Source organism: Apilactobacillus timberlakei, assembly GCF_002993965.1.
GTDB classification, from domain to species: domain Bacteria; phylum Bacillota; class Bacilli; order Lactobacillales; family Lactobacillaceae; genus Apilactobacillus; species Apilactobacillus timberlakei.
Genome location: NZ_POST01000004.1, coordinates 114,104 through 137,221, shown reverse-complemented (window position 1 = coordinate 137,221; position 23,118 = coordinate 114,104). Strand labels below are relative to the sequence as shown.

Genomic DNA, 23,118 nt, shown 5'->3' with positions numbered 1-23,118 from the left:
CTTGGAAACTATTTCCAAGCTTTTTTATTTTCATCTAAGTATGTTTCAATTAAAGGCTTTCTTCTTTCAATATAGTATTCATTAGGTGCTTTAGGATGAACACGATTTGACAAAAAAATCATTGCTCGTTTTAATTTTGGAATTATAACAATAAAGGTTCCTGTATATCCAGATTGCCAAATAAATTTCATTCCATGATAGTGAATCAATTCGAATCCATAACTACGTCCTAAAGCATGAGAGTAAGTTTGATCATCATAAAATTGTTTTACTAATGCTGATGAAATAATTGGATTGTCATCAGGATATAAAATAGCATGCACAAATTTAATTAAATCATCCATATTGCTAAAGAGTCCAGCTGATCCACAATCTGTGCCTAATATTTGTGCTTTAGGATCATGAACTGAACCTTGTAATAAACCTTTTTTCTCATCATAAACTGTGGGAACACATTTGTCCTTATCTTTGGGAGCAAAAGAACTATTATGCATGTGTAATGGTTTTAATACCCATTCAGTAATTAAATCATGAATTGATTTTCCTGTAATTTGCTTAGCAATTAAACCTAAGAAAATAAAATTAACATCAGCATAGTGCATTTCATGATTCAAACCTTTACCTGCTTTTAAATTAAGTAATGCCTTAATCAGATCATCATGATTTAAGTTATTTCGATTATTAATATATCCTTCAATTCCAGAAGTATGGGTAATTAAGTTTCGCACAGTTACCTTTGGATATCTCCATTGAGGTAGGTATTTGCTAATAGAATCTTCCATATTAAGTTGGTTATTATCAACCAATTTTAAAATTACCATTGTGGTGCCAACAACTTTGGTAAGTGATGCCATATCATATATTAAATTATCTTTTAATTTTATTTTTTTAGGTATTAATTCACTGTTACCAATCAAATACCTTTCTACTTTATTGCCATCAATAAAGGCATAATTAACTCCAGGAACAACCCCATCATCAACTAGCCTATTTACCATTTCAATTGTTTTTGGATAATCCATAATTTTCACCTGATTTATTATTTCATATAAAAAACACTTTCGAACTTACATCATAAACTAATGATTTATCGAAAGTGTTTTATTTAATTACATTATAACTTGATTTTATTTTAAATGCTTAATTTATAAATTATTACCTATAAATTGAGAATTATACAAGTCAGCGTAAAAACCATTTTGTTTCATCAATGAATTATGATCACCAGTTTCAATGATTTGTCCATGATCCATTACAATAATTTTTTCAGCATTTTGAATTGTAGATAAACGGTGTGCAACTACGAAACTAGTACGTCCTTGTATTAAATTATCCATTGCTTGTTGAATCAAAGATTCCGTCTTAGTATCAACTGAACTAGTTGCTTCATCTAAAATAAGGACTTCCGGATCAGCAACAAAAGCACGGGCAATAGTAATCAATTGACGTTGACCTTGTGAAATATTAGTAGCATTTTCATTCAAAACAGTGTTATAACCATCTGGAAGGTTTTGAATAAAGCCATCCGCTTGTGCCTCTTTGGCTGCATTGTAGGCATCTTCATCAGTTGCATTAGCATTTCCATACTTAATATTATCAAGAACCGTTCCAGTAAATAACCAGCTATCTTGAAGTACCATTGAAATATGTGAACGCAGTTCTGGTTTACTAAAGTCTCTTGTATCCTTACCTTTAAATTTAATAGAACCAGAATCAATATCATAAAATCTCTCAAGCAAATTAATAATAGTGGTTTTACCAGCACCAGTTGGTCCAACAATTGCAACCGTAGTACCTTGTTTAACATGTAAATTAAAATCTTGAATTAATGGTGTGTCAGGTAAATATCTAAAGTCAACATTTTCAAAAGTTATTTCATCATTAGTATCTTCAACATTTTTATTAACAGTTTGATCCTGCATTTCAGGTTCATCAAGAATTTTAAAAATACGTTCAGCAGAAGCAATTGTTGACTGAATAGTATTAGTTAAATTAGCCAAATTAGTTATAGGTTGATTAAACATATTTACATATTGTAGAAATGCTTGAACATTACCTAAAGCAATGGTTCCAGCAGCAACCTTGATTCCACCAAAGACTGCAACAAATACATAATTTAAGTTCTTAACAAAATTCATCAATGGAAACATGAAACTTGAAACAAATTGAGCTTTCCAAGCAGATTTATAATATTTATCATTTTCTTTTTCAAATTGTTGAATAGTTTCTTCTTCACGATTAAAAGTTTTAATGATGTTACGGCCAGCAAAGTTTTCTTCAACTTGACTATTTACTTGACCTAAATGTTTTTGTTGTTTACTAAAGAATCTTTGTGAACGAGGAGTAACCACTCCTACAATAACTGCAATTAGTGGAAATGTACATAAAGCTACTAAAGTTAAAGACCAACTAATGGTTGTCATCATGTAAAGCACTCCAAAGAATAACAAGACACTTGTAATTAATTGGGTTAAATTAGTTTGCAACATTGTGGAAATATTATCCATATCGTTAATCATTGTAGACATAACATCCCCATTAGCATGAGTATCGTAATATGAAATTGGTAAGCGTTTTAACTTAGACTTCATATCTTTTCTTAATTGATAAACGACCTTTTGAGAAATGTAAGTCATAATAAATTGTTGTCCCATATTAAATAAAGCAGCAGCAACATATAGCAATCCCACTACTAGTAAAATATGACCAACTGCACCAAAATCAATTGGAATACTTCCAACATGTAGCCCAGCTTTTTTCATTTCAAAGGCCTTCATAATCCCTTTATAAATTTCAGTAGTAGCTTCACCTAAAATTTTGGGAGTAACAATCTGCAAAACTGTTGCAACAACTGCCATGATTAAAGTAAATATAATCCCAATTAACCAAGGTTTAACGTATGTTATTAACCGCCAAGTAGAACCCCAAAAGTTTTCGGCACGTTTTTTATTGTTATTTTCCATTATTTGGATCCTCCCTTCTTGATTTGAGAATCTAAAATAACTTTATAATATGGATTATCCTTAGATAATTCTTTATGAGTTCCAGCGCCAACTAATTCTCCATTGTTTAGTACTAAAATCAAGTCAGCATCAGCAACTGTAGAAATTCTTTGTGCAACAATCACAGTAATTGCATTTTTAATCTTATCGTCTTTATTTAACCCCTGTCTTAATTCAGCATCAGTTTTAAAATCTAGTGCTGAAAATGAATCATCAAATATATAAATAGCAGCATCTTTTAAAATGGTTCTAGCGATTGCTAAACGTTGCTTTTGCCCGCCAGAAAAGTTTTCACCATTTTGTTCAACCTTAGCATTTAAGCCTCCCTCTTCTTTAATAAAGTCAGAAGCCTTGGCTAAGTCTAATGCATGCCATATTTCTTCATCAGTTGCATTTTCATTACCATATTGCATATTTTCTTTAACAGTACCAGTAAACAAAACTGCTTTTTGTTGAGTTAAAGAAATCAAAGAATGAAGATTACTTTGAGAGATATCTTGAATATTAATACCATTGATTTTAATAGCACCAGAAGTAACATCGTATAATCTTGGAATTAAATCAATTAAACTAGATTTACCAGAACCAGTTTCACCAATTACAGCAACCGTTTGACCTGCTTTGGCTAAAAAGTTAATGTCCTTTAGTGATAGATTTTTGGAATCCTGATATTTAAAATCAACATGGTCAAAACTTAAAGTATTATTATCCTTTTCAATCTTATTAGGATTCTTAGGATCATTGATTGAATTTTTAACATCGAACACTTCATTAATACGTGAAGCAGAAGCTTGCGCTCTAGGAATAAAAACAAATAAGAACGATAGCATCATAAAACTAATTAAGATTTGAGTAGCGTAAGTCATAAATGCCACTAAATTACCAACATCTAATCCATTATTAACAATCATTTTGGAACCAAACCACACAATTCCAACATTAGTTCCACTTAAAATAAAAGTCATCAACGGGAACATTAGAGAAACAAGCATGAATACACGAATTCCGGTACTAGCATATTTAGTATTATATTTATCAAAACGATTTTGTTCGTAATCATCACGATTAAAAGCTCTGATTACCCTGACACCAGTTAATCCTTCTCTAAACACTAAATTTAATTTATCAGTTTGTCCTTGCAATTTTTTAAACATAGGGCCAGCAAATGACATAATAATAGCAACTACAATTGCTAGCACAACTAATGCAGCAAAGAAAACAATGGTTAATCGAGGACTTTTAAAGAATGCCAATGACATTGCACCAATTAACATAATTGGCGACATAATCATCATTCTTAAAACCTGAATCATTACGTTTTGAATTTGAACAACGTCATTAGTATTTCTAGTAATTAATGAAGCATCACCAAATTTATCTAAGTCTTGATCAGATAAATACATTATTTTACGATACATTGCTGAACGAATTTTTTTACCCATTTTTTGGGATTGAGTTGCTGCAAAATAAATGTTTCCGCCAGCAGCAACTACACCAATAAAGGTAACAAATAACATTTTGAATCCTTCACTCCAGATGTAAGGAACGTTATTTTTAGCTACCCCATTATTAATTAGGTTGGACGTAACAGTTGGCAAATATAAATCGCAAGATACTTGAACCACTAAAAATAATACAGCCGCTAAGACTGCACTCCAAACTAAATATTTTTTAGCTAATCTTATCAAGTTAATACTCACTCCTTCTTTAATTATTTATAAATATTGAAAAATGCAAATGATAATTATATACTTTATAAAAATAATTTAAAAGCATAGTACTTGTTCAAAAAAGGCAAACGTTTACATAATTCAAGTATAGTTAGTATTATTCTAATATTTATTAATTAAAATTTAAATTAAATAATCTTCTATCAATAACAAAAAACAATCAAATAAAAAAACGTCGCATCCTGCGACGTTTAATGATTGGGTATACTGGGCTCGAACCAGTAGATTGCGGATTCAGAGTCCGCTGCCTTACCAATTTGGCGAATACCCAAAAATATATTACATTTATTAATGTTAAACTTATGTGATAAAACTGTCAACATTATTAATAGATTGACAATTTAATTATTTTAAAGTAACATGATTATTGTTAATATTTATTGCCCGCTGGTCAAACTGGTTTAAGACGTCGCCCTCTCAAGGCGGAGTTATGGGTTCGAGACCCATGCGGGTGATCATAATAAAAAGACAAGTCATTAATGACTTGTCTTTTTATTATCGTTAGTAACTAAATGCTAAATACCCACTCTTTTTCCATCTATGAGTAAGTTGACTAACAGTAATTGTTTTATTTAATCCATCATGTGCATCTTTATAAAAAAAGACTTTACGATTAAACCCAATTAAGATTACGCAATGTTCATTATTGTCTAACCACATTACGACTGGCCGATTTCTTAACAATTGTCCCCTAATTCGACGATATGATTTATTATTGAGTATTTTAAACGAACCCTTGTTATTAATAAACAATCTAAAGAAATCATTAGGAACATATGAATGCTTATCTTCAATAAATTTAATTACATTATCAATAGATAAATCATATCCCGAATATGATAATAAATTTTGTGCAGCAACAATAGCATTATCATATTGATGATCCACTTTAAAATGTAATTTCAGTAACCGATAATTTTTCCGAACAAACTTATGAGGTACCCAACCTTCATTGACCACTCCACAAAAATGAAACCATAGTTGTTTTTTATAAAATCCTATTTTATCTATTTCTAACTTATTATAATTATTTTCCTTGGAAAATGGACAACGTTTACTTCTAGATTCTTGCATTGCATTAACGTACCATTTTTCCATTTTGAGATGTTTCAACCTCACGTAGAAAGGATTTATTCTTTCACTTGCGATTGCATTTGCTTTCATTAATTCACCTTCAATATAATAATTATAACAATAATTAGGTAGTTTTATTAATATTTTATGCTAAGAATTATAAATGTTTTACACAATGCCATATTATGATAAAATAGATTATGTAAGTATTGGGGTCGTTATGGATTCGACGGGTATAGTTCGAATTCGAATGGCGTTACGTAGCGGCGTCTACGCAAAACCGTCCAGTTTTAAATTATAACTGCAAACAATAATTCAAACTTAGCTGCAGTTGCTTAATAAGTAACTTTGTAGCAATCCGATTTAGCTTTGCCTATGGGTTAACATTGGGTTTTATATGAAATAGGTTACGCTATTCAACTCCCACCTGAAGTTGATAGAAGAGATTAATCAGGTTAGCTAATCATGATAGCCTTGGTGTATGGCGTTTTGATTAGTGAAATTTAAATAATACTCCTATGAGCGTAGAAATTCGAATGGCGATATGCTCGGACGCGGGTTCAAATCCCGCCGACTCCATTAGATATAAAAAGCTCGTTGTTATTGGTTTTAAATTTACCGTAACAGCGGGCTTTTTCTTTGTTTTAATATAAAATATAAGATAATTACGTATAATTTAATGACAGTATCCATGACAGTATGACAGTAAAAATAACAGTATAGAAACAACATAAATATTAATAATTATTGTCGTGTGGGACGGGATGACTAAGCTACTCTTTTGGGTGGCTTTTTTATTTTTACTTCCTATTTTATTGATATATAATTTAAATAATAAATAAATCTAAATCAAAGGATGATAATTTGAATACAACAGCAGAACTTAAACCAGTATCAACTATATATGTACACTTTGATAACAGAGAACACATTAGTATTAAAATACCCAAAAACTTAAAAGATATTATAGAAGATGTTAAAAAATGTGAGAATTACTCAAAGAAACATAAAGTAATGGCTATAAGCTTAAAAGCTGGTAATCGCTTCATGAAAGTTAAAACCTTTACAAAAGTTCTAATTCTTAATGAGTTTTCTAGAATTAACTACACCTATCTGAGTAGTATTAATACCTTAGATGATTCATTCAATAAAAAAGAATATTCAAAAGGTATAAAAAGTATAACTCATGGAATCGCTAATAAACATGAAAATACAAAGGACTTATATAAAACAATATTAAATAATAGTATAAATGCTTTAAGTATAGATAACTTCGCTTTAGTATGCTCAATGGACTATAAAATGGATCACAATAATTTAAAATGGTTATCGTAATTAACAAAAATGTGAAACACGTATATATAAGCTTATAACCTTGTAACTGCTTAATTGCTCCAAAATGGAGCACCTAAATTAAACCATTCATTATCTTTTATTATCCCTAATTTAAGGCACCTAAATACGCTTCTCCAGTAATTTGAGAAGCCAATTATAAACAATTTCAAAGCTCAATTATGAGCTCTCATAACTCCATTAGGTCAATATGAACTAATCGTTAGATCATTGCTTAAATAGGTCTGCTCAATTTTGCGCATACCCCCGTGATAGTCCTAATTTAGGATTCTCAAAAGTGCGTGGTTGTCTGATTATCAAATTTTGGGAAAACTAAATATATAAGCCCTAAGCGTTATTATAATTAGATTGCTCTGCTTTAGGGTCGACCAAACCAATAATGGTTCGGGCTCAATTATGAGCTGGTTATCGTGATTGATTATTTTGTCATTTACTAATATCAAAGTGTTAAGTTATTCTCACTTTTGTGAAAAACCATTTTTGGGTTTTCAGCATATTAGCGTTAAACCTATAAACGTGACTCCGATATTTCGGAAACAAGCAACGGACGCAATTTTGCGTCGGACAATATAAAAATTATAAACAAATACCTTTAATGTATTTATCGGTGCATAATTAAAGTAGTCGTAAAGTAATATAATAGATTTTATAATTGAGAGGTACACTTTGAAAGAATTAAAGTTAAAAATAGCTAAAAATATTTGTTATACAAAATTAGTCTATATAAGAATATCAAAGAAACTAAAAATTAATTTATCAAATGAATCCATAGAAAAATTAATCAAAAAAACTATATTCACATCTTCTAAAATTGAGAAAAAGGGCAAAAATTATTATGTATATAATTTTGATAATCAAATTAGAGTTACTGTCAACGCAAATAATTTTAGAGTGATAACTACAGATAGTTTAAAAACCAAAAAGTAAAAATGAAGTGTGAAATTGAATAATTAGACAATTTTAATAAAAAAACATAAAATTAGATTGAACGTTAACAACAAAGACGGACGCAATTTTGCGTCGGGCTATTAGCTATTGATTTAATTATCAGTGGCTTTTTTATTTTATATGAGTGTTTAAGTTAAATAGCTCTTTAATAATCAGCGGGTGGCGATTCGGCACCCCCTACTTTATATTTACCTGCTATCGCACTTCACGATATCAGCTGTCAATGGTGGACTGTTTTGGTACCTCATTCATTTAATTATGTGGGTGTCACCAATTTGGTGGCACCTTAAATATACAATGATCCATAATAAACTAGGTCGTATCTTGCTACCTAGCTACCACATTCCCATTTTAGGCAGTTGCTAATTAACTAGACATTTTTAACATTTCTACGTATGCAAAGGTTGCATTCATGGTTGCAAGAATATATAAAGTTTCACTACTAAACACTGTTAATAAGGTAATACCGTAGCAAAATGAGACGCAATTATATTAAATTTCATCTGCCTTTTTCCCACTTTTATGTATGCAATGGTTGCAACTATCACGTAAAGGACAAAAAAGTCCGTAACGATAAAAAAAGAGAGTATCAACAATTATGTTGATACCCACTTAAACACTAATAATAGCAATGTTTAAACGTTATCGTATTTTTTGGCTATTACGGTGGCTTAATTTTCAGCCAGCCCCATGCAGGTAGCCGATTTTTCGGCAACCCCATTTAAAACACTAATCTCAATGGCTTTCCCTAAATTAAGGAAACCAATGGCAAATAACTGACAACCATATGAAAACGCAATTTTGCGTTCTCTAATTAATGGGTTCAGCCAATTTTGGAGACACCCCATAAATAGATATTGACTTTATCAAATGTAACATGTTATATTTATTGCTTATCAATAAATGGAAGTGAGGTGAGACAATGTATTGTGATATTAATTTAGTAAAATATGGTGCAGGAATGCCAATTGCAAACGATATTAATTCAATTGGACATACTTTAAATTTACATCTATTTATCAATAATGATTTCAAATACATAATTAATGGTACTAATAATCAAATTGCTAAACATATTAAAAAGATAATGTTTGAAAATTATGATGAATGTTTTGAAAACATTGATAAGAGTTACATAGATTCTTTAGACACTAATAATTCATATTTAGTTGGAATTAAGAAGTTAAATGAAGATTCAAATGAACATGAAATAATGTTTGATTTATATTTTTAAATTATAAAAGACAGCCAATTACATATTATGGCTGTCTTTTTTATTCTTCTACATCGTTCATATGTGCTTGCTCATTGTCAGTATCGGAGTTTTCTAGTATATCCATTAGTTTACCTAATTGGCTCATTTGTTGACTATCTGCCCCATCTAATTGCTTTAATAAACGCTTTTTATATTCATTTTCAATCCTAATCTTATCTTGCTTATTTGTTGCCATGCTCTGACTAACTGCATTAACAACTGGATCAACCTTATCCCCTGTTTTGCCTTGTGGTAAGTATTCAAGTAATAACTTAGCAATCTGCATTTTATTATATGGCTTCACACTTGCACCATTAACACCCAAACTAACGCCATCTATTAGGGATGTATCAACTTCTTCACTATCTTTTAAATATAAGTAAGACTTTTTATAAGTTTCGCCAGTTTCTTCATCAACAACATCCCGATTGCCCCATTTAACATACTCGTTAGTATTAATAAAAAACATCTCAATTAGTTTATCAACAACATCACTTGTAGTAAGCAATTTTTCGCCTTGCATAGACTTTTTTAAGTCATTGATATTTTGCTTAATGTTATCTTTTGCAAGCAACTGACACCCCTTTACACGTGCTGTACGATATTTACATTTATATACATCCCTGTATGCTCTCGTTGCATTAAAATCATTCAAATACTCAATACAAAACTCTTGTTCTTTATTTGTTAGTCCACTGTTTTCTAAACCGGTAACACCGTTTATAATGTTCTCGTTTTTGTTCCATTGTTCTTTATTCTTTTTAACTCGTAATGTTGAGTAATTTACATCATATTTAGTAGCAAGCTTACGCATTGATATATCTGTATTTTCATATTCATTCTTAATTTTATCCCATTTATTCATTATTTTAATATTCCTTTCTAATTAGAATCAGCATAATAAAAGGAGTACACCGCAATAAGCGTAATGCACTCCCAATATATTAACTACATAGTTTTAACTCGTGTTTTATCAATCTCATCAATTAAAGCATTAATATCACATTTTCTAGCAATACATGAGCCATTAATATCTGGTGTATCGTCCATAAAATCAATCATCATATACTTTAAACTTTCATAGGTCTTTGCATTAATAATATATTTAGTAGTTTCTTGGTTGTTTTCCATTGTTATAACTCCTATTTTTTTACTTTGGTACACTTGGGTACGCTTAAGTACACTAATGGTACACTTATTTTTGCTCTAGTGTACCCGCTATTTTAGCTGTTATATCAACATTTGTAACACCTTGGGTACGGTAGGTACGCTTATTTTAATAAAAACATATATATAAGTATTATATTAGCTATATTAATTATGATTATTATCATCCCTATATATATTAAAAATATTAGTGTACCTAGTGTACCCTAAGCACTCTAATTATTGATACATCAAGCATTATCCAAGGTACACTTGTTATTTTTTAGTGTACCCGTTTTGTTTATATTAAAACTATAATAATGTTGTAAATATCGATTTAACAAGGTTCATAAGGATAATTGTTCGGGTACACTTATGGTACGCTTAATCGTTATTTTCTCTTATATCCACGTACATACTTATCATGTAAACTAACTTTATTTGACTGTTTCCATTCATTTACACCACTCATGATATTACTTACTCGCCTAGATAAACTTCTAGGACTGCCTTGTATTTCTGCATTATTATTTTTATTTAGCGGAATACTTAATAATTCTTTAGTGCTTACTGCATTCATTTCAACTAGATCATTAACATCTAAGTCTTTTTTTTTCTTCATACTTACTAGAATATCTATTCTCTTGAAATACACGAATATAGTATTGTGTGCGTTGAAACTCATCATAATCATCCCAATTTTTTGGAATCTTCATATCTAAATAGCTCTTAACACTTTCAGCAACCACATCATACACTTCATTAGTTTGTCTTTTGCTATCGGCTTCTTTTTCTTCGCTATCAGTTAAATAGATTAATTCCCCATGTTCATACATATACTTAGCTTCTGCATAGATTTGATAACGTACATAATCATCTAAATCATCTTGCCCGTTGCTTTGCTTAAGAACATGCTTAGTAGCTTTATTAATACCACATTCAACTGGTAAATAACGGCGGTTTCCTGTTTGGTCATTTAAGAATTGAGCTTTATTAGTTGTTCCAATAAATACATTGTGGCGATAATATGTTGACGGTGCTGCACCGTAAGGCTTTCTATATTTATCTTCTTGTGAAGTAATAAAAGCCTTAGCACTATCAGAGTTTGACTTGTTAAAAGCTTCTAGTTCAGCTATTTCAACTAACCAACTATCTTGAAGTTTCATAGTGTCATCTTTATTACTGCCACCTAGTCTACTTAAATGATCTTCAAAGTATCCACTAGCTAAGCGATCAATTAAACCACTTTTTCCTAAACCTTGAGAGCCTAACAAGATAGGCATTAAATCAAATTTACATCCGGGATGAAATACCCTTGCAATGGCACCCACCATAAACTTACGAGCTACCATTCTATTATATGAGTTGTCCTCTGCTCCGAGATAGTCAATAAAGAGTGTATCAACACGATTAACACCGTCCCATTGTTCTTTATTAATCATATCTTTAACTGGGTTATATGAGTGTTCTAAAGCATATTGTTCAATACCTTGATACATAGTTCCATTGTTATTAGCGGTAAAATTATATTTGTTTTCAACATATACTCTTATCTTACCCGAATCTGTATCATCCCAGCGAACCCATTTATTACCTTTTTTGATAAATACGGCATTGCTAAATTCATTATATTTAATTAAGTTCTTTAAATTATTATCATATGAACATATTAATTTAAAATTAGTAGCAAAGTTAGGCTTAGGTGCTCCATTAGCATAGCATTTTAAAGGTATTTTGTTCCTGTTTTGTTGAATCTCGTAATCATCAACTTTAATTAGCATATGCTTTTGTTTAGCCTTACTTTTAAGCATGGTATTAATCTCTGATTGTGGCAATGGATAATCACAATAAGCATCGTTAATATACTCGATTGTCTTTTTAACGCCTTTATCATCAAAATACATAGCATATAGTTTAGAAGTTATTTGAGCTAATTTATTGTTCCGCTCACCCTTATGAATACCATGTTGAAACAAGTCAATTAATTCAGTAAATATATTATTTTTCCTACGTTTATGAGTTGTTTTAGGCTTATTTTTGCTACTTACAACATTCTTTATACACTCTTTTAACCACTTAGGCATTACATCAATATCATTGTCTAATATGCTATTTATTGGCTTATATCCAGCACTAGGATAAATAATGGTTGATTGTGTTTTTAATTCAATCGAGTTATTAGAATCTATATGCGTGCCGTCTTTAATATCAATATCTAAGTCATTAATATAAAAGTAATGAACACCTTTATTTTTAGTGGTTTCTGATACCTTAGCTTGCATAATATAGCCAGCTTGTTCTTTTTCATGAATCCATTTAGCACCATTTGTATTATTATGGTTATCCACATCAATAACGATTAAATTACTTTTACTAGGATTAACAGCTACGTCATACTCTAGAAAGCCATTTTTATTAGGCTTAAACCATTCTTTTAACTGTTTAATATCATTAGTTGCATTATTTAACATATCTTTAATTGCGGGCTTCTTAGTGCCTTTAATTAATGGATACATACAAATACCTTTATTAGCTAATTCCTTGATATATTGCCAATTATTTAGCTTTGTATTAATCAAAATAATTCACCACCTATCTTTTAAGTACATTAATTACTTCAATACCTGTATAGACTTTATTGTTATGTTTGTACTTCACCTGTATAGACTTTATTGTTATGTTTGTACTTCAATAAATTAGGATATTTCAACATATCAATAACCTTAAGTAGTGTAATTGGATCAGTGCATAGATAATTTATAATAACTTTTTCATTCATCCCTAAACGCTTATTCCAGTTGCTATTGGCTAATTTAATTACTTGTTGCATATTGCTAACCCCTTTATTAAATTTGTATTTTTGATATAATAAAAGGGTATAAAAAGCCCATTGCTAGGCTCACAAGACTGCACGACTTTGGCGAGTGGCAGTCTTTTTTTATACCCTTATTTATCATATTATTTACTTCCTTGTAATTGTTTACTTGGTAAATTTTCAAGTGTTTGCTTAATTTTTTGATAATCTAAGTTCATATCTAGCAATGAGATAACCAAGTTTTTAATTTTATTTAGTTCTTGTTGCTCATCAACAGTTAAATAATCACTAATAACATCGTGCTTAGGGATACCTTTAGTCTTTCTTAATTGATTGGTGTTAATGCCTAAAGCATGTTTATATATCAGCTTATTAAAGGTACTATAAGCAAACTTATTAGTAATATTAGGATTATCTTGTATTGCTTGCCCTAAAGTCTTAGTTATTGGCTTACTATTAGCATGTGTTATTTGTCTTTTACTCAACAGCTTTTTAACTTCAACAAAAGCATTAGCTAAATTCCTTTTAAATTCAACTACTTGTTTAGTGTTTCTTAAAAGTGCAATTATGAAAACTGATTGTTTTTCATTTAATAAGAAAGTTATTTTTAGTTTTCCATTTTTACTTTTTTGCTCAATCCTAGGCATTTCAAGTGCGTTGGATTGTAATGATTTCATTTCTGTTTTGTATTTTCTTATTAATTGATTAACAGCATGAACCTTAATTCTTGCATATTCAGAAATTACATAATTGGTTGTTATTGGTGTAGCATTCTCACTCTCTGATTGTGTGAATACTAAACCAGTATTTAATAGATCATACATAATTATCAACTCCTATTTATAAATTAATTGATTCAACAAAAAACATTCATATATCATCCCCTTTCAAGTTCATATTTATATATGGGCTTTTTATTTTGCTATGTTATAAGTATTTTTCCGCCCCACACGGCAATAAATTTTATTGTTCTAGTAAATACTTAGTAACTTCACGCTTGTTAAAGAAACATATTCCCATATCGTCTAAATAATGTACTGGTAAGCCCCTAGTCATTAGTTTATTTAGTGATTGTGGACTAACATTTAACCATTTACATGCTTGCTTTTTCCCCTTAATCCATGGTGTGTTGAGATTAGCTTTTTGTTCGACATTATCAACTGCTTTACTCAATACATCACTTACATGTTTATATAAAGCTTGCTCTTGTTCTTTTGGTAGTTGTACTTGCATATTTTCACCTCATTTTATCAATTGTACTTTTTAGTACTTTTTAATTAAAAAAAATATCATCAATAGTAACATTTTTAATCTCTTTAGAAAGCAATAACTTAATGTTTTCCATTTCAGAATGTGAAAAATTTATTCTGCCTTGTTCTTTTTGTTGATAAGTACTAAGTGGCATGTTTAATTCTTTAGCTATACTTTGTTGAGTATATCCAGCAAATTGACGATATCTTTTTACAGAATTACTGATTTTGATTATCATATCCAACCTCCTTATTGTACTTTTTAGTACTTAATTTTCATTTGTAATGTTAATACTTTTAAATTATACTGTCAATATAAACATTGTACTTTTTAGTACTTTAAAGAATGGAGTTGTTTATCATTGTGTATAGATTTACCTAAAATAAATAAAAAAAGCGTTGGTTTCAGAATTCACAATTTAAGAAATAAATCTAATTTGAGTATGGAGGAATTAGCAAATAAAATTAATGTTGGTGGTAAAAGTACAATTAACAATTGGGAGAAAGGAATAGCAAAGCCAAGACAAGTTAACTTAAAATACTTATCTAAAATATTTAACGTACAAATTGGATATATTCTTTATGGAGATATGAAGGATTTTATTAAAAGCCTTCTTCTTAACAATATAGGATTAATAATAGATGTTATAGATTATAGCTTAGATAGTGAAGGAGCCTATATTAATGAAGATGGAATAGATATTCCCAATAATAATACCATCACAGATGAAGAAATAAACCATGTTATAGATGAAAACATAAATGACATATTTACTTATTCTGTTAAATTACAACTCGGGTATTATGATTATAAAAAAATAATAACACTATCTTCTGATGTAATATTTGAAAATGCTAGGGAAAGAAATACCATTTTAGCAAAAATAAACAATATTAAGAGCAAATTATCAATAAGTGAAAATAAAGAGGCTTTAAATATATCTAAAATGACTTTAAACAGTTTCTTAAAAAAATATTCTGAGTATAAAAGAATATCATTAAGAGATAAGATATCTTACTATTATTCAATAAAAATAGATAACCTAATTGTTAACGATTTTGATAAAAAATTGGATAATATAAAAAAAGATTATTTAGATTCAGTTAATGAATATAAGGAATTATTTGTTAACGATTTTAAAGATGATCTTGATAACTAATTTTCCTTTAATACATACCGCCCCACACGGCATTATTAAGGGATGAAAGATAATGGCAAGTATCAAAAGTTACACAACTAAGAATGGCGATAAACGTTATGAATTCCAATTGTATGCTGGTTTAAACTCACAAACTGGGAAAACCTAAGCATTTAAGTAGAAGCGGTTTTAAAAACAAAAAAGAAGCCACCCTAGAAGCTTCAAGGTTAGAACTTGAAGTTGCACAAGGTGGCATTAAGCAAGAAAACAATATTAAATTTAGTAAAGTTTATGAACAGTGGTATCAAGCATATATTAATACAGTGAGAGAGTCCACTTATGCACGTACTGACGGGATGTTTAAAAACCATATCATCCCCGCTTTTGGTAATAAGAGAATACGGACAATCAAGATTAATGAAGTACAACGAGCAATTAATAAATGGTTTAAAATTGCTCCTAATAACTTTAAAAAGTGGTTTAATTATACATCTAATGTATTTGATTATGCGATTAAGGAACAATATATCAAAGATAACCCTTGTAAATTGGTAAACATCCCTAAAAAACAAGTGGAATATGGTGATAAGCCTGCTAACTTTTGGGATAAAAAGCAATTACTTAATTTTTTTGAATGTATTGATCCAAGTAAAGAAATGGAAAAGTATACATTATTTAGAGTATTAGCCTTTGCTGGTTTAAGACGTGGTGAATGTTTAGCCCTAACTTGGGATGATATTAATATGAGTGAACAAACTATCAGAGTAAACAAAACACTTACACAAGGTGTTAAGGGTAAACAAATAGTACAAGCTCCTAAAACTCGTAAAGGTCGCCGTACTTTAAAAATGGATTCTAAAACTATGAACTATCTAAAAGAATGGCGTTTAAGACAAAAGAAAGTATTCTTTATGTTAGGTTTTAACACCTTTAAAAAATCTCAATTAGTCTTTGCTTCACGTACTAATAACCATAAATGTTTAAATACACCAGCTAAGTGGTTAAAAAAGGTTATTAAAGCTAATAATTTAAAGCCTATTACAGTTCATGGCTTTAGGCACACTCATGCTTCCGCCCTATTTTCTGCGGGTGCTTCAATCAAAGAAGTTCAAGAAAGATTAGGTCATGAAGATATACAAACCACTATGGATATTTATACTCATGTTACCAATCAACAAAATAAAGAAGCTGTTAAAAAATTGGTTAATTACCTTGATTTTTAGGTCAATGACAGTAAAAATGACAGTACGCAAAATTTAAAATATTAATAAAAGGCTTATGGATAGCGTGTTTACAGCAATCTACTAAAAGTAGTGTTCAAAACCCGCCGACTCCATTAGATGACAAAAGGTTGTTATAATCAGTGATTAAAAGCATTGATATAACAGCCTTTTTTATTTTAAATAATATAAATATAAAAACACATAATATAGCATTCAATGGTAGCCAATATGGTAGCCGCTAAAAATAATATAATTTATAAAAATATGTATGTACGTATGGGACGGGATAACTAAGCTACTCTTGTGAGTGGCTTTTTTATTTTTATATAATATTAGGATATAATGATAATCATTTAGTAAGCTTAAGTTACATCAATATATTTTTAAATCATTTGTGGATTCAATTAATGTATAGAGGAGGTTCACGGTTTGTTAATTATATTAAATTTAACATTAGTAGCAATTGCTATAATAATTATTATATTTGGCGGGTCTTTAAATAAGATAATGAGTAGTGCTAAGTTATTCTATTCATTAATGTTTTTTATTATTATCGTTGGAATTATAAACACATTTTCTTCGATTCAAAATTTATTTTAATAAATACACATAATATAAGCTTATATATATATTATATAAATTAACCATTTGCTATTGGTTTAATTATCAGTAGTTTTTTATCTGGTTATGTGATAATCCCACTACCACTTTTAATTAGTAAAAATTACACTTCATGAATAGCAAACAAAATAAACATTAAGGTGAATAATATATAAAGTACCAAAAATCAAAAAAGATTATCAACAATGTTGATAATCAATTGAAAAGAAAATTTTAATTAAATATTAAACTTCTCTAACCTAAATAGACCTTCTTTATCTGTACTTTTAATATTATCTTTAAAATTATAGCCTAAATTTCTATAAAAGTTTACTGCAGTAATAGATGAAGGTATTTCAATTCTTTTAGCTTGCTTAAAATAACTATCATTTTCAAGAGTTATAATAATTTTTTTACCGATACCTTGTCCTTGAAAACCTGGATCTACAAATATATTAAATAAACTACTTTCATCTTTTTTACCCCAGTACGGACCAATCGATCCAGTTCCAACAATTTTGTTATTAATTAAGAAAACATAACAATGCAAATATTTAGATCTGTCAATAAAAAATTCAGGTGTTCTTTCAGAAATATCCTTTTTTAGATATTCTAAGCTATAATCCTTAGAATTACTAATCTTCATAGTTTTAGCAACAAGTTTAGATAAATCAATTGCATCTTCATTTTCAAATAATCTAATTTTCATATATGTTCACATCCTACAAATCATTTGCAAAAAGCTATTTAACATTACTAATAAAACCTATAACAAATCCATATATCATCGGAACAATTATACCTAGGGATAGAATAGAAAATGCAAATTTTTGTAATTTATCTAACTTTGGAAAGAATTTTTTCCAACTAAAAAGCAACATAAGCAATCCTATTAGTGAAACAGTATAACCAATTATGTAAATCATAAATATCACTCCTATAAATAAAATAATAACACAGTATAATGGACTAGCTTAATCTATTTAAATTAGAAAAAATACTTTACATTTTAGAATTACAGCAATTGAAAACCCATATAATAAAAAAGAGCATCCCCATAGAAGATACTCAATATTAAAAAATCACTTTAAATATTCCATAATAATTGAACTCAACCTTTTAGCAGCACCCTTACCAGCTCTAGAATCATAATAATTAGTAAATCTATCATCATTCAAGTACATTTTAGCCATATAAATGTGATACTCTTTACTATAATTTTTATTAATTAGCTTCAACCAATTTTGGTGTAAATTAAAGATATCCTTATCATGACTTTTATCATTATTTTTAACACTATTAATTAATAAATCAATTATTTTTCTACCAATATTATTATAATCGTCAATGTTATTGTTAGATAAGTTAGCAAAACTTTGGTTATATGAATCTATAAAATCATCCCCATACTTTTGTCTTAATTCATTTCCATAATTTTTTTCATTGTTTTCAATTTTATTTTGCTTAAAAATTTCTAGTCTTTCATTATCATTCATATTTTCATCCTCCTTTTGAACCCTTTTAATCATTTTAATAGTATTATCAATTTTAGATTTCTCTATCAAAAGATTATCAATATGGGTTTGCAATTCATCATAGAATGATAAATTACTTGAAGATAAAATAGTCTTTATTCTATCAAGACTAAATCCCAACCCTTTATAAAATAATACCCTTTGTAAGATAACTACATCATCAGAATCATATATTCGATAATTATTTAATGATCTTTTAGGTTTCAGTAAATCTATTTCATCGTAATAATGTAAAGTTCTAACTGTAAGTCCGGACATATCAGCTATTTCTTTTGTTGAATATTTCATAGTACTATTCCTCCAACAAATTCATTATCTTCTATAACCTAGCGTAATAGTAAACATAAATTATAAAAAATATTTTAAAATTTAATAGTTTAGTAAATCAACAAAAATATAATGAAGTCAAAAAAAAGCTATCCAAATAAAATTGGATAGCTATATTTTTCATAATGATATAAACAATTATAATTTTTCTATTTAATATTATAACCAGTTACCTCAAAATTACCTTTTGAAGTAAAGTGTAATTTAGTCAAGCTACCATTTTGTGGTCTTTGACTAACATCAAATTTACCATTAGCGAATCGATCAACCAAACTAAGTACTGCTGGTCCATGACTCACTAATAATACCTTACCATTATTTTGAACATTAGGATTATCTATTATTTCTTGAAGTCCCTTATCCCAACGTTTCCAATAATCTTTGCTATTTTCTGCTTGATGAAATGGATCCATTTTGTGAAAAGCATCTTTTATTCCATCTAAGCCTAATTCATTAACCATATTAGTATGAGAGGAAAATTTATTAGAAGCAGCTAGGGTATAATTAGTTGTATCAATACTATTACCTTCAAAGTAACCGTAAAATACTCCTCTTAATAATGGAGTATCAATTATAGTATCTTCATCTGAATGATACAAATTATTATCGCAAATTGTTTTTGCAGTATATCTAGCTCTTTCCATATCGCTACAATAAATTGCATCAAATTTTATATCAGATAATTTATCAGCAATTTTTTGTGCATCATTAATTCCTTGTTTTGTTAAGGGAGTATTGCTCCAACCTTGCATTTTACGATATATATTATAATAAGTTTGTCCATGACGAACTACATATAAATCAAACTCTTTCATCATAATTACCTCCCTATTTGTTTACGATTATATCAAAGTAAACTATAAAAGTTTAATAATTAATCTAAACATTTACAAAATAAAAAGTAACCACCAATTAGTAGCGGTTACTTTTTAATCCATTATTTTAAAAACATCCTAATCATCTTGCCAAATTCTGCAACAATTAGGACCACAGCTCCAGAAGCAATAACAATTAACCAATCTAATAAACTGATATTAGAAGTATAGAAATATGATTGCATAAATGGAATGTAAGTTAAAATCAATTGCAAAACAATCATTAAACCAATAATCCAGAATGCTTTCATATTAGTAAATAATTCTTTTGATATTGCTGGCTTGCTAGTACGAATATTAAATAGATAGAAGATCTTTCCAAATACCACCACATTAACAACCATTGTACTTGCAACTGCATCAGTATATCCATGACCAGTTAACCATTCAAATACTACAATCCCCATAATCGCAATCAAGCATGAAATATAAATCATTTGAAAAACATCATGTTTATTTAATAATCTATCCTGATTATTACGAGGCTTACGTTTCATAATTCCATTCTCTGCAGGTTCAAAAATGAAGGCAAATTGAATGGTAATTGCTGAAACCATATTAATCCAAAGCAATTGTGTCGGTTGCAATGGCATTTCTTTATTCATCAAAATAGTAAATGCAATAATTAGACCTTCAGCAAACGATGTTGGTAATAAGAATAAAATACTTTTCTTAATGTTGTCATAAATCCGACGACCTTCTTTAATAGCTACTGCCATTGTACTGAAATTATCATCAGTTAAAATCATATCAGCGGAATCTTTAGCAACATCAGTACCTTCTATTCCCATTGCTACACCAATATCAGCCTTCTTTAAAGCTGGTGCATCATTAACTCCATCCCCCGTCATGGCTGTCACTTTACCAGCATCTTCGAGTGTTTCAATGATATCCATTTTATTTTTAGGAGTAGTTCTAGCAAATACTTGGTTATTTAATACTGCATCCTTAAATTCTGTATTAGACATTTCATCTAATTGTGCTCCAGTCACTGCACTAATCTGATTGGCCAAGCCTAACTGCTCACCAATTGCCTTAGCCGTTATCGGATTATCACCAGTAATCATCTTCAGACTGACACCAGCTGAATTCATTTCTTTAAGTGCTTGAATTACTTCTTCTCTTGGCGGATCAATAATTGCTGCTAAACCTAAGAATGTCACTCCATCTTTTAAGATATCATGATTAATCTCATTTACATCATCAGCAACATCTTTATATCCAACAGCAATCACACGTTTTCCTTGCTTAGATAAATCATTAATTTGATTATTTAAATAGTTTTCATTAAATGAACTATCATTTTTATTTGTCATATTAAATAATTTATCTGGGGATCCTTTAATAAAAATCTTCTTTTGCCCATTATCATCACGAACTAATTTAGCAATGTAACGATAATCCGAGTCAAATGGTAACATGTCAACTTCTTGATAATTAGTATGATTATGGTAGCCAAATACCTTATGATATAGAGTTAAAAATGCCCCATCAGTTGGCTCTCCATTAATTTCCCAATTGTTATTTTCATGTGTCAGAACAGTATCATTAGCCTCATAACCTGATTCTAAAAATAGTTGCATTTTAGAATTCATTTTAATATTTTCACCGCTAAATTGAACATTCCCTTTAGGTTCATATCCATCACCAGTAACATTATAATTTTTATCATCAATAATAATATTCTTAACAGTCATTTCATTTTTAGTAAGCGTCCCTGTTTTATCGGTTGCAATTACATCAACTGATCCTAATGTTTCAATCGCTGGCAATGATTTAATGATGGTATGTTTCTTTTTAGCCATATCACTAACACCCATTGCAAGAACAACTGAAGTTGTCGCAGGTAATCCTTCAGGAATAGCTCCTACTAACATCGATACAACCGCTAAAGCTAATACTGATAATGAATAAGTACCCATAAATAATCCTAATATAAAAAGCAAAATTGAAACAGCTATAATTACATAAGTAATTTGGGTACCTAACTTATCTAGTTCAATCATTAATGGTGATTTTCTAGACTTAGTATTACTTACTTCAGAAGAAATTTTACCAATTTCTGTGTTTGAACCAGTATCAACAACAATTCCCTTACCACTACCAGATGTAACTGAAGTTGATGCATATGCCATGTTCTTTCTTTCAGCTAAAGGTGTTTTATCATTATCAATAACACCTTCAATTTTTTCAATTGAATCAGGTTCTCCGGTTAGTGCTGCTTCTTGAATTCTTAGATTATCTGCATCAAAGATTCTTAAGTCAGCAGGTACATTATCACCTGCTTCTAAGAAAACCACATCGCCAACTACTAACTGCTCCGCAGAAATGTCATCACGAGTACCATTACGATAAACAGTTGCTTGCGTTAATAGCATTTGTTTAATCTTTTCCAGAGCTTCAGATGCATTAGCCTCTTGGTAATATCCAATTAAGGCATTAATGATCACCACTAAAGCAATGACCAAAGCATCAGAATAATGCCCCATCAATAAAGTAATTAATGCAGCAACCATTAAAATATAAATAATCATATTATTAAATTGGCGCACAAATAATTTCCATTTAGGCTCCTTTGCAACTTGAATTTTATTTAATCCGTCTTTATCTAACTGATTACGAACTTGCTCATCATTCAAACCAGCTTTTATGTCTTCAATATTGTATTTTTCTATTATTTGATCAACAGTTAGTTGATAATTTTCTTTATCACTCATTTATATCTACCTTTTTAAATTTAATATAGTTTAAATAACATCTTTAAAACTACTTTAATTGATAGTAAGGTAAACAAGATATAAAGATATGCCAAAATATGCTCATAATTTCATATCACCTCATAAATA

23 protein-coding genes, 2 tRNA genes, 1 other RNA gene and 1 pseudogene are annotated in these 23,118 nt (G+C 29.3%); 8 read left to right on the top strand and 19 right to left on the bottom strand.

What is annotated here, in order from left to right:
• Positions 1–8: 8 nt before the first annotated feature.
• From C7N71_RS05995 to C7N71_RS05980, 4 genes are all read right to left on the bottom strand, one after another.
• Complete coding sequence (locus C7N71_RS05995; RefSeq protein ID WP_105988209.1) at positions 9–1,022, bottom strand: serine hydrolase domain-containing protein; 1,014 nt, start codon at positions 1,020–1,022, stop codon at positions 9–11.
• A 123-nt stretch (positions 1,023–1,145) separates the two neighbouring features.
• Positions 1,146–2,963, bottom strand: coding sequence for an ABC transporter ATP-binding protein (locus tag C7N71_RS05990; protein ID WP_105988208.1), 1,818 nt, complete (start codon positions 2,961–2,963; stop codon positions 1,146–1,148).
• Positions 2,963–4,690 (bottom strand): ABC transporter ATP-binding protein, encoded by a 1,728-nt coding sequence (locus C7N71_RS05985; protein WP_105988207.1) that lies wholly within the window; start codon positions 4,688–4,690, stop codon positions 2,963–2,965. The genes C7N71_RS05990 and C7N71_RS05985 overlap by 1 nt, the downstream gene beginning before the upstream one ends.
• 240 nt (positions 4,691–4,930) lie before the next feature.
• Positions 4,931–5,003, bottom strand: a tRNA-Gln gene (locus C7N71_RS05980).
• Positions 5,004–5,113: 110 nt separating this feature from the next.
• Here C7N71_RS05980 and C7N71_RS05975 point away from each other — a divergent pair.
• Positions 5,114–5,187, top strand: a tRNA-Glu gene (locus tag C7N71_RS05975).
• A 46-nt stretch (positions 5,188–5,233) separates the two neighbouring features.
• Here C7N71_RS05975 and C7N71_RS05970 read toward each other — a convergent pair.
• Positions 5,234–5,896, bottom strand: a complete 663-nt coding sequence (locus C7N71_RS05970; RefSeq protein WP_105988206.1) for a C39 family peptidase — start codon at positions 5,894–5,896, stop codon at positions 5,234–5,236.
• A 121-nt stretch (positions 5,897–6,017) separates the two neighbouring features.
• Between C7N71_RS05970 and ssrA the strand changes: the two genes are divergently transcribed.
• The 3 genes from ssrA to C7N71_RS05955 all read left to right on the top strand — a co-directional run bounded on the left by ssrA (position 6,018) and on the right by C7N71_RS05955 (position 8,086).
• Positions 6,018–6,388: a transfer-messenger RNA gene (ssrA, locus tag C7N71_RS05965) on the top strand.
• Positions 6,389–6,670: 282 nt separating this feature from the next.
• Entirely contained in the window at positions 6,671–7,141 is a 471-nt protein-coding gene (locus C7N71_RS05960; protein WP_105988205.1) for a hypothetical protein, read from the top strand.
• 684 nt (positions 7,142–7,825) lie between these two features.
• Positions 7,826–8,086, top strand: a complete 261-nt coding sequence (locus C7N71_RS05955; RefSeq protein WP_105988204.1) for a DUF3781 domain-containing protein — start codon at positions 7,826–7,828, stop codon at positions 8,084–8,086.
• 692 nt (positions 8,087–8,778) lie between these two features.
• Here C7N71_RS05955 and C7N71_RS08080 read toward each other — a convergent pair.
• Positions 8,779–8,955 (bottom strand): hypothetical protein, encoded by a 177-nt coding sequence (locus C7N71_RS08080; RefSeq protein ID WP_157944368.1) that lies wholly within the window; start codon positions 8,953–8,955, stop codon positions 8,779–8,781.
• Between the two features lie 74 nt (positions 8,956–9,029).
• On the opposite strand from C7N71_RS08080, the gene C7N71_RS05950 reads away from it, so the two are divergent.
• The gene (locus C7N71_RS05950; RefSeq protein WP_105988203.1) at positions 9,030–9,341 is read left to right on the top strand and encodes a hypothetical protein; all 312 of its coding nucleotides are present in this window, start codon (positions 9,030–9,032) and stop codon (positions 9,339–9,341) included.
• Positions 9,342–9,381: 40 nt separating this feature from the next.
• Here the strand turns inward: C7N71_RS05950 and C7N71_RS05945 are convergent, their stop codons facing one another.
• The 8 genes from C7N71_RS05945 to C7N71_RS05910 all read right to left on the bottom strand — a co-directional run bounded on the left by C7N71_RS05945 (position 9,382) and on the right by C7N71_RS05910 (position 14,812).
• Positions 9,382–10,227 carry a terminase small subunit gene (locus C7N71_RS05945; protein WP_105988202.1) on the bottom strand — a complete coding sequence of 282 codons (846 nt, stop codon included), beginning with the start codon at positions 10,225–10,227 and terminating at the stop codon, positions 9,382–9,384.
• Between the two features lie 83 nt (positions 10,228–10,310).
• Positions 10,311–10,493: a hypothetical protein gene (locus tag C7N71_RS05940; protein WP_105988201.1), complete on the bottom strand. Its 183-nt coding sequence runs from the start codon at positions 10,491–10,493 to the stop codon at positions 10,311–10,313.
• A gap of 406 nt (positions 10,494–10,899) precedes the next feature.
• Positions 10,900–11,130, bottom strand: a complete 231-nt coding sequence (locus C7N71_RS05935; protein WP_105988200.1) for a hypothetical protein — start codon at positions 11,128–11,130, stop codon at positions 10,900–10,902.
• Positions 11,102–13,087, bottom strand: a complete 1,986-nt coding sequence (locus tag C7N71_RS05930) for a VapE domain-containing protein (RefSeq protein ID WP_105988199.1) — start codon at positions 13,085–13,087, stop codon at positions 11,102–11,104. The genes C7N71_RS05935 and C7N71_RS05930 overlap by 29 nt, the downstream gene beginning before the upstream one ends.
• 62 nt (positions 13,088–13,149) lie before the next feature.
• A complete protein-coding gene (locus C7N71_RS05925) occupies positions 13,150–13,338 on the bottom strand; it encodes a hypothetical protein (RefSeq protein ID WP_105988198.1) in 189 nt (62 codons plus the stop codon).
• Between the two features lie 128 nt (positions 13,339–13,466).
• Positions 13,467–14,147 carry a Rha family transcriptional regulator gene (locus tag C7N71_RS05920; RefSeq protein ID WP_105988197.1) on the bottom strand — a complete coding sequence of 227 codons (681 nt, stop codon included), beginning with the start codon at positions 14,145–14,147 and terminating at the stop codon, positions 13,467–13,469.
• Between the two features lie 139 nt (positions 14,148–14,286).
• The gene (locus C7N71_RS05915) at positions 14,287–14,556 is read right to left on the bottom strand and encodes a hypothetical protein (RefSeq protein WP_105988196.1); all 270 of its coding nucleotides are present in this window, start codon (positions 14,554–14,556) and stop codon (positions 14,287–14,289) included.
• 40 nt (positions 14,557–14,596) lie between these two features.
• Positions 14,597–14,812 (bottom strand): helix-turn-helix transcriptional regulator, encoded by a 216-nt coding sequence (locus C7N71_RS05910; protein WP_225361892.1) that lies wholly within the window; start codon positions 14,810–14,812, stop codon positions 14,597–14,599.
• Positions 14,813–14,935: 123 nt separating this feature from the next.
• Between C7N71_RS05910 and C7N71_RS05905 the strand changes: the two genes are divergently transcribed.
• The 3 genes and pseudogenes from C7N71_RS05905 (at position 14,936) to C7N71_RS08075 (ending at position 17,535) form a co-directional block, all read left to right on the top strand.
• Complete coding sequence (locus tag C7N71_RS05905; protein WP_105988195.1) at positions 14,936–15,733, top strand: helix-turn-helix domain-containing protein; 798 nt, start codon at positions 14,936–14,938, stop codon at positions 15,731–15,733.
• 52 nt (positions 15,734–15,785) lie between these two features.
• A pseudogene (locus tag C7N71_RS05900) lies at positions 15,786–16,935 on the top strand (tyrosine-type recombinase/integrase).
• Positions 16,936–17,364: 429 nt separating this feature from the next.
• Positions 17,365–17,535 (top strand): hypothetical protein, encoded by a 171-nt coding sequence (locus C7N71_RS08075; RefSeq protein WP_157944367.1) that lies wholly within the window; start codon positions 17,365–17,367, stop codon positions 17,533–17,535.
• A 238-nt stretch (positions 17,536–17,773) separates the two neighbouring features.
• Here the strand turns inward: C7N71_RS08075 and C7N71_RS05895 are convergent, their stop codons facing one another.
• The 5 genes from C7N71_RS05895 to C7N71_RS05875 all read right to left on the bottom strand — a co-directional run bounded on the left by C7N71_RS05895 (position 17,774) and on the right by C7N71_RS05875 (position 22,989).
• The gene (locus C7N71_RS05895) at positions 17,774–18,244 is read right to left on the bottom strand and encodes a GNAT family N-acetyltransferase (RefSeq protein WP_105988194.1); all 471 of its coding nucleotides are present in this window, start codon (positions 18,242–18,244) and stop codon (positions 17,774–17,776) included.
• A 34-nt stretch (positions 18,245–18,278) separates the two neighbouring features.
• Positions 18,279–18,461 (bottom strand): hypothetical protein, encoded by a 183-nt coding sequence (locus C7N71_RS05890; protein WP_105988193.1) that lies wholly within the window; start codon positions 18,459–18,461, stop codon positions 18,279–18,281.
• A 156-nt stretch (positions 18,462–18,617) separates the two neighbouring features.
• Positions 18,618–19,358, bottom strand: a complete 741-nt coding sequence (locus C7N71_RS05885) for a MerR family transcriptional regulator (protein ID WP_105988192.1) — start codon at positions 19,356–19,358, stop codon at positions 18,618–18,620.
• Between the two features lie 188 nt (positions 19,359–19,546).
• Entirely contained in the window at positions 19,547–20,212 is a 666-nt protein-coding gene (locus C7N71_RS05880) for a histidine phosphatase family protein (protein WP_105988191.1), read from the bottom strand.
• Positions 20,213–20,334: 122 nt separating this feature from the next.
• A complete protein-coding gene (locus C7N71_RS05875; RefSeq protein WP_105988190.1) occupies positions 20,335–22,989 on the bottom strand; it encodes an HAD-IC family P-type ATPase in 2,655 nt (884 codons plus the stop codon).
• Positions 22,990–23,118: the final 129 nt, after the last annotated feature.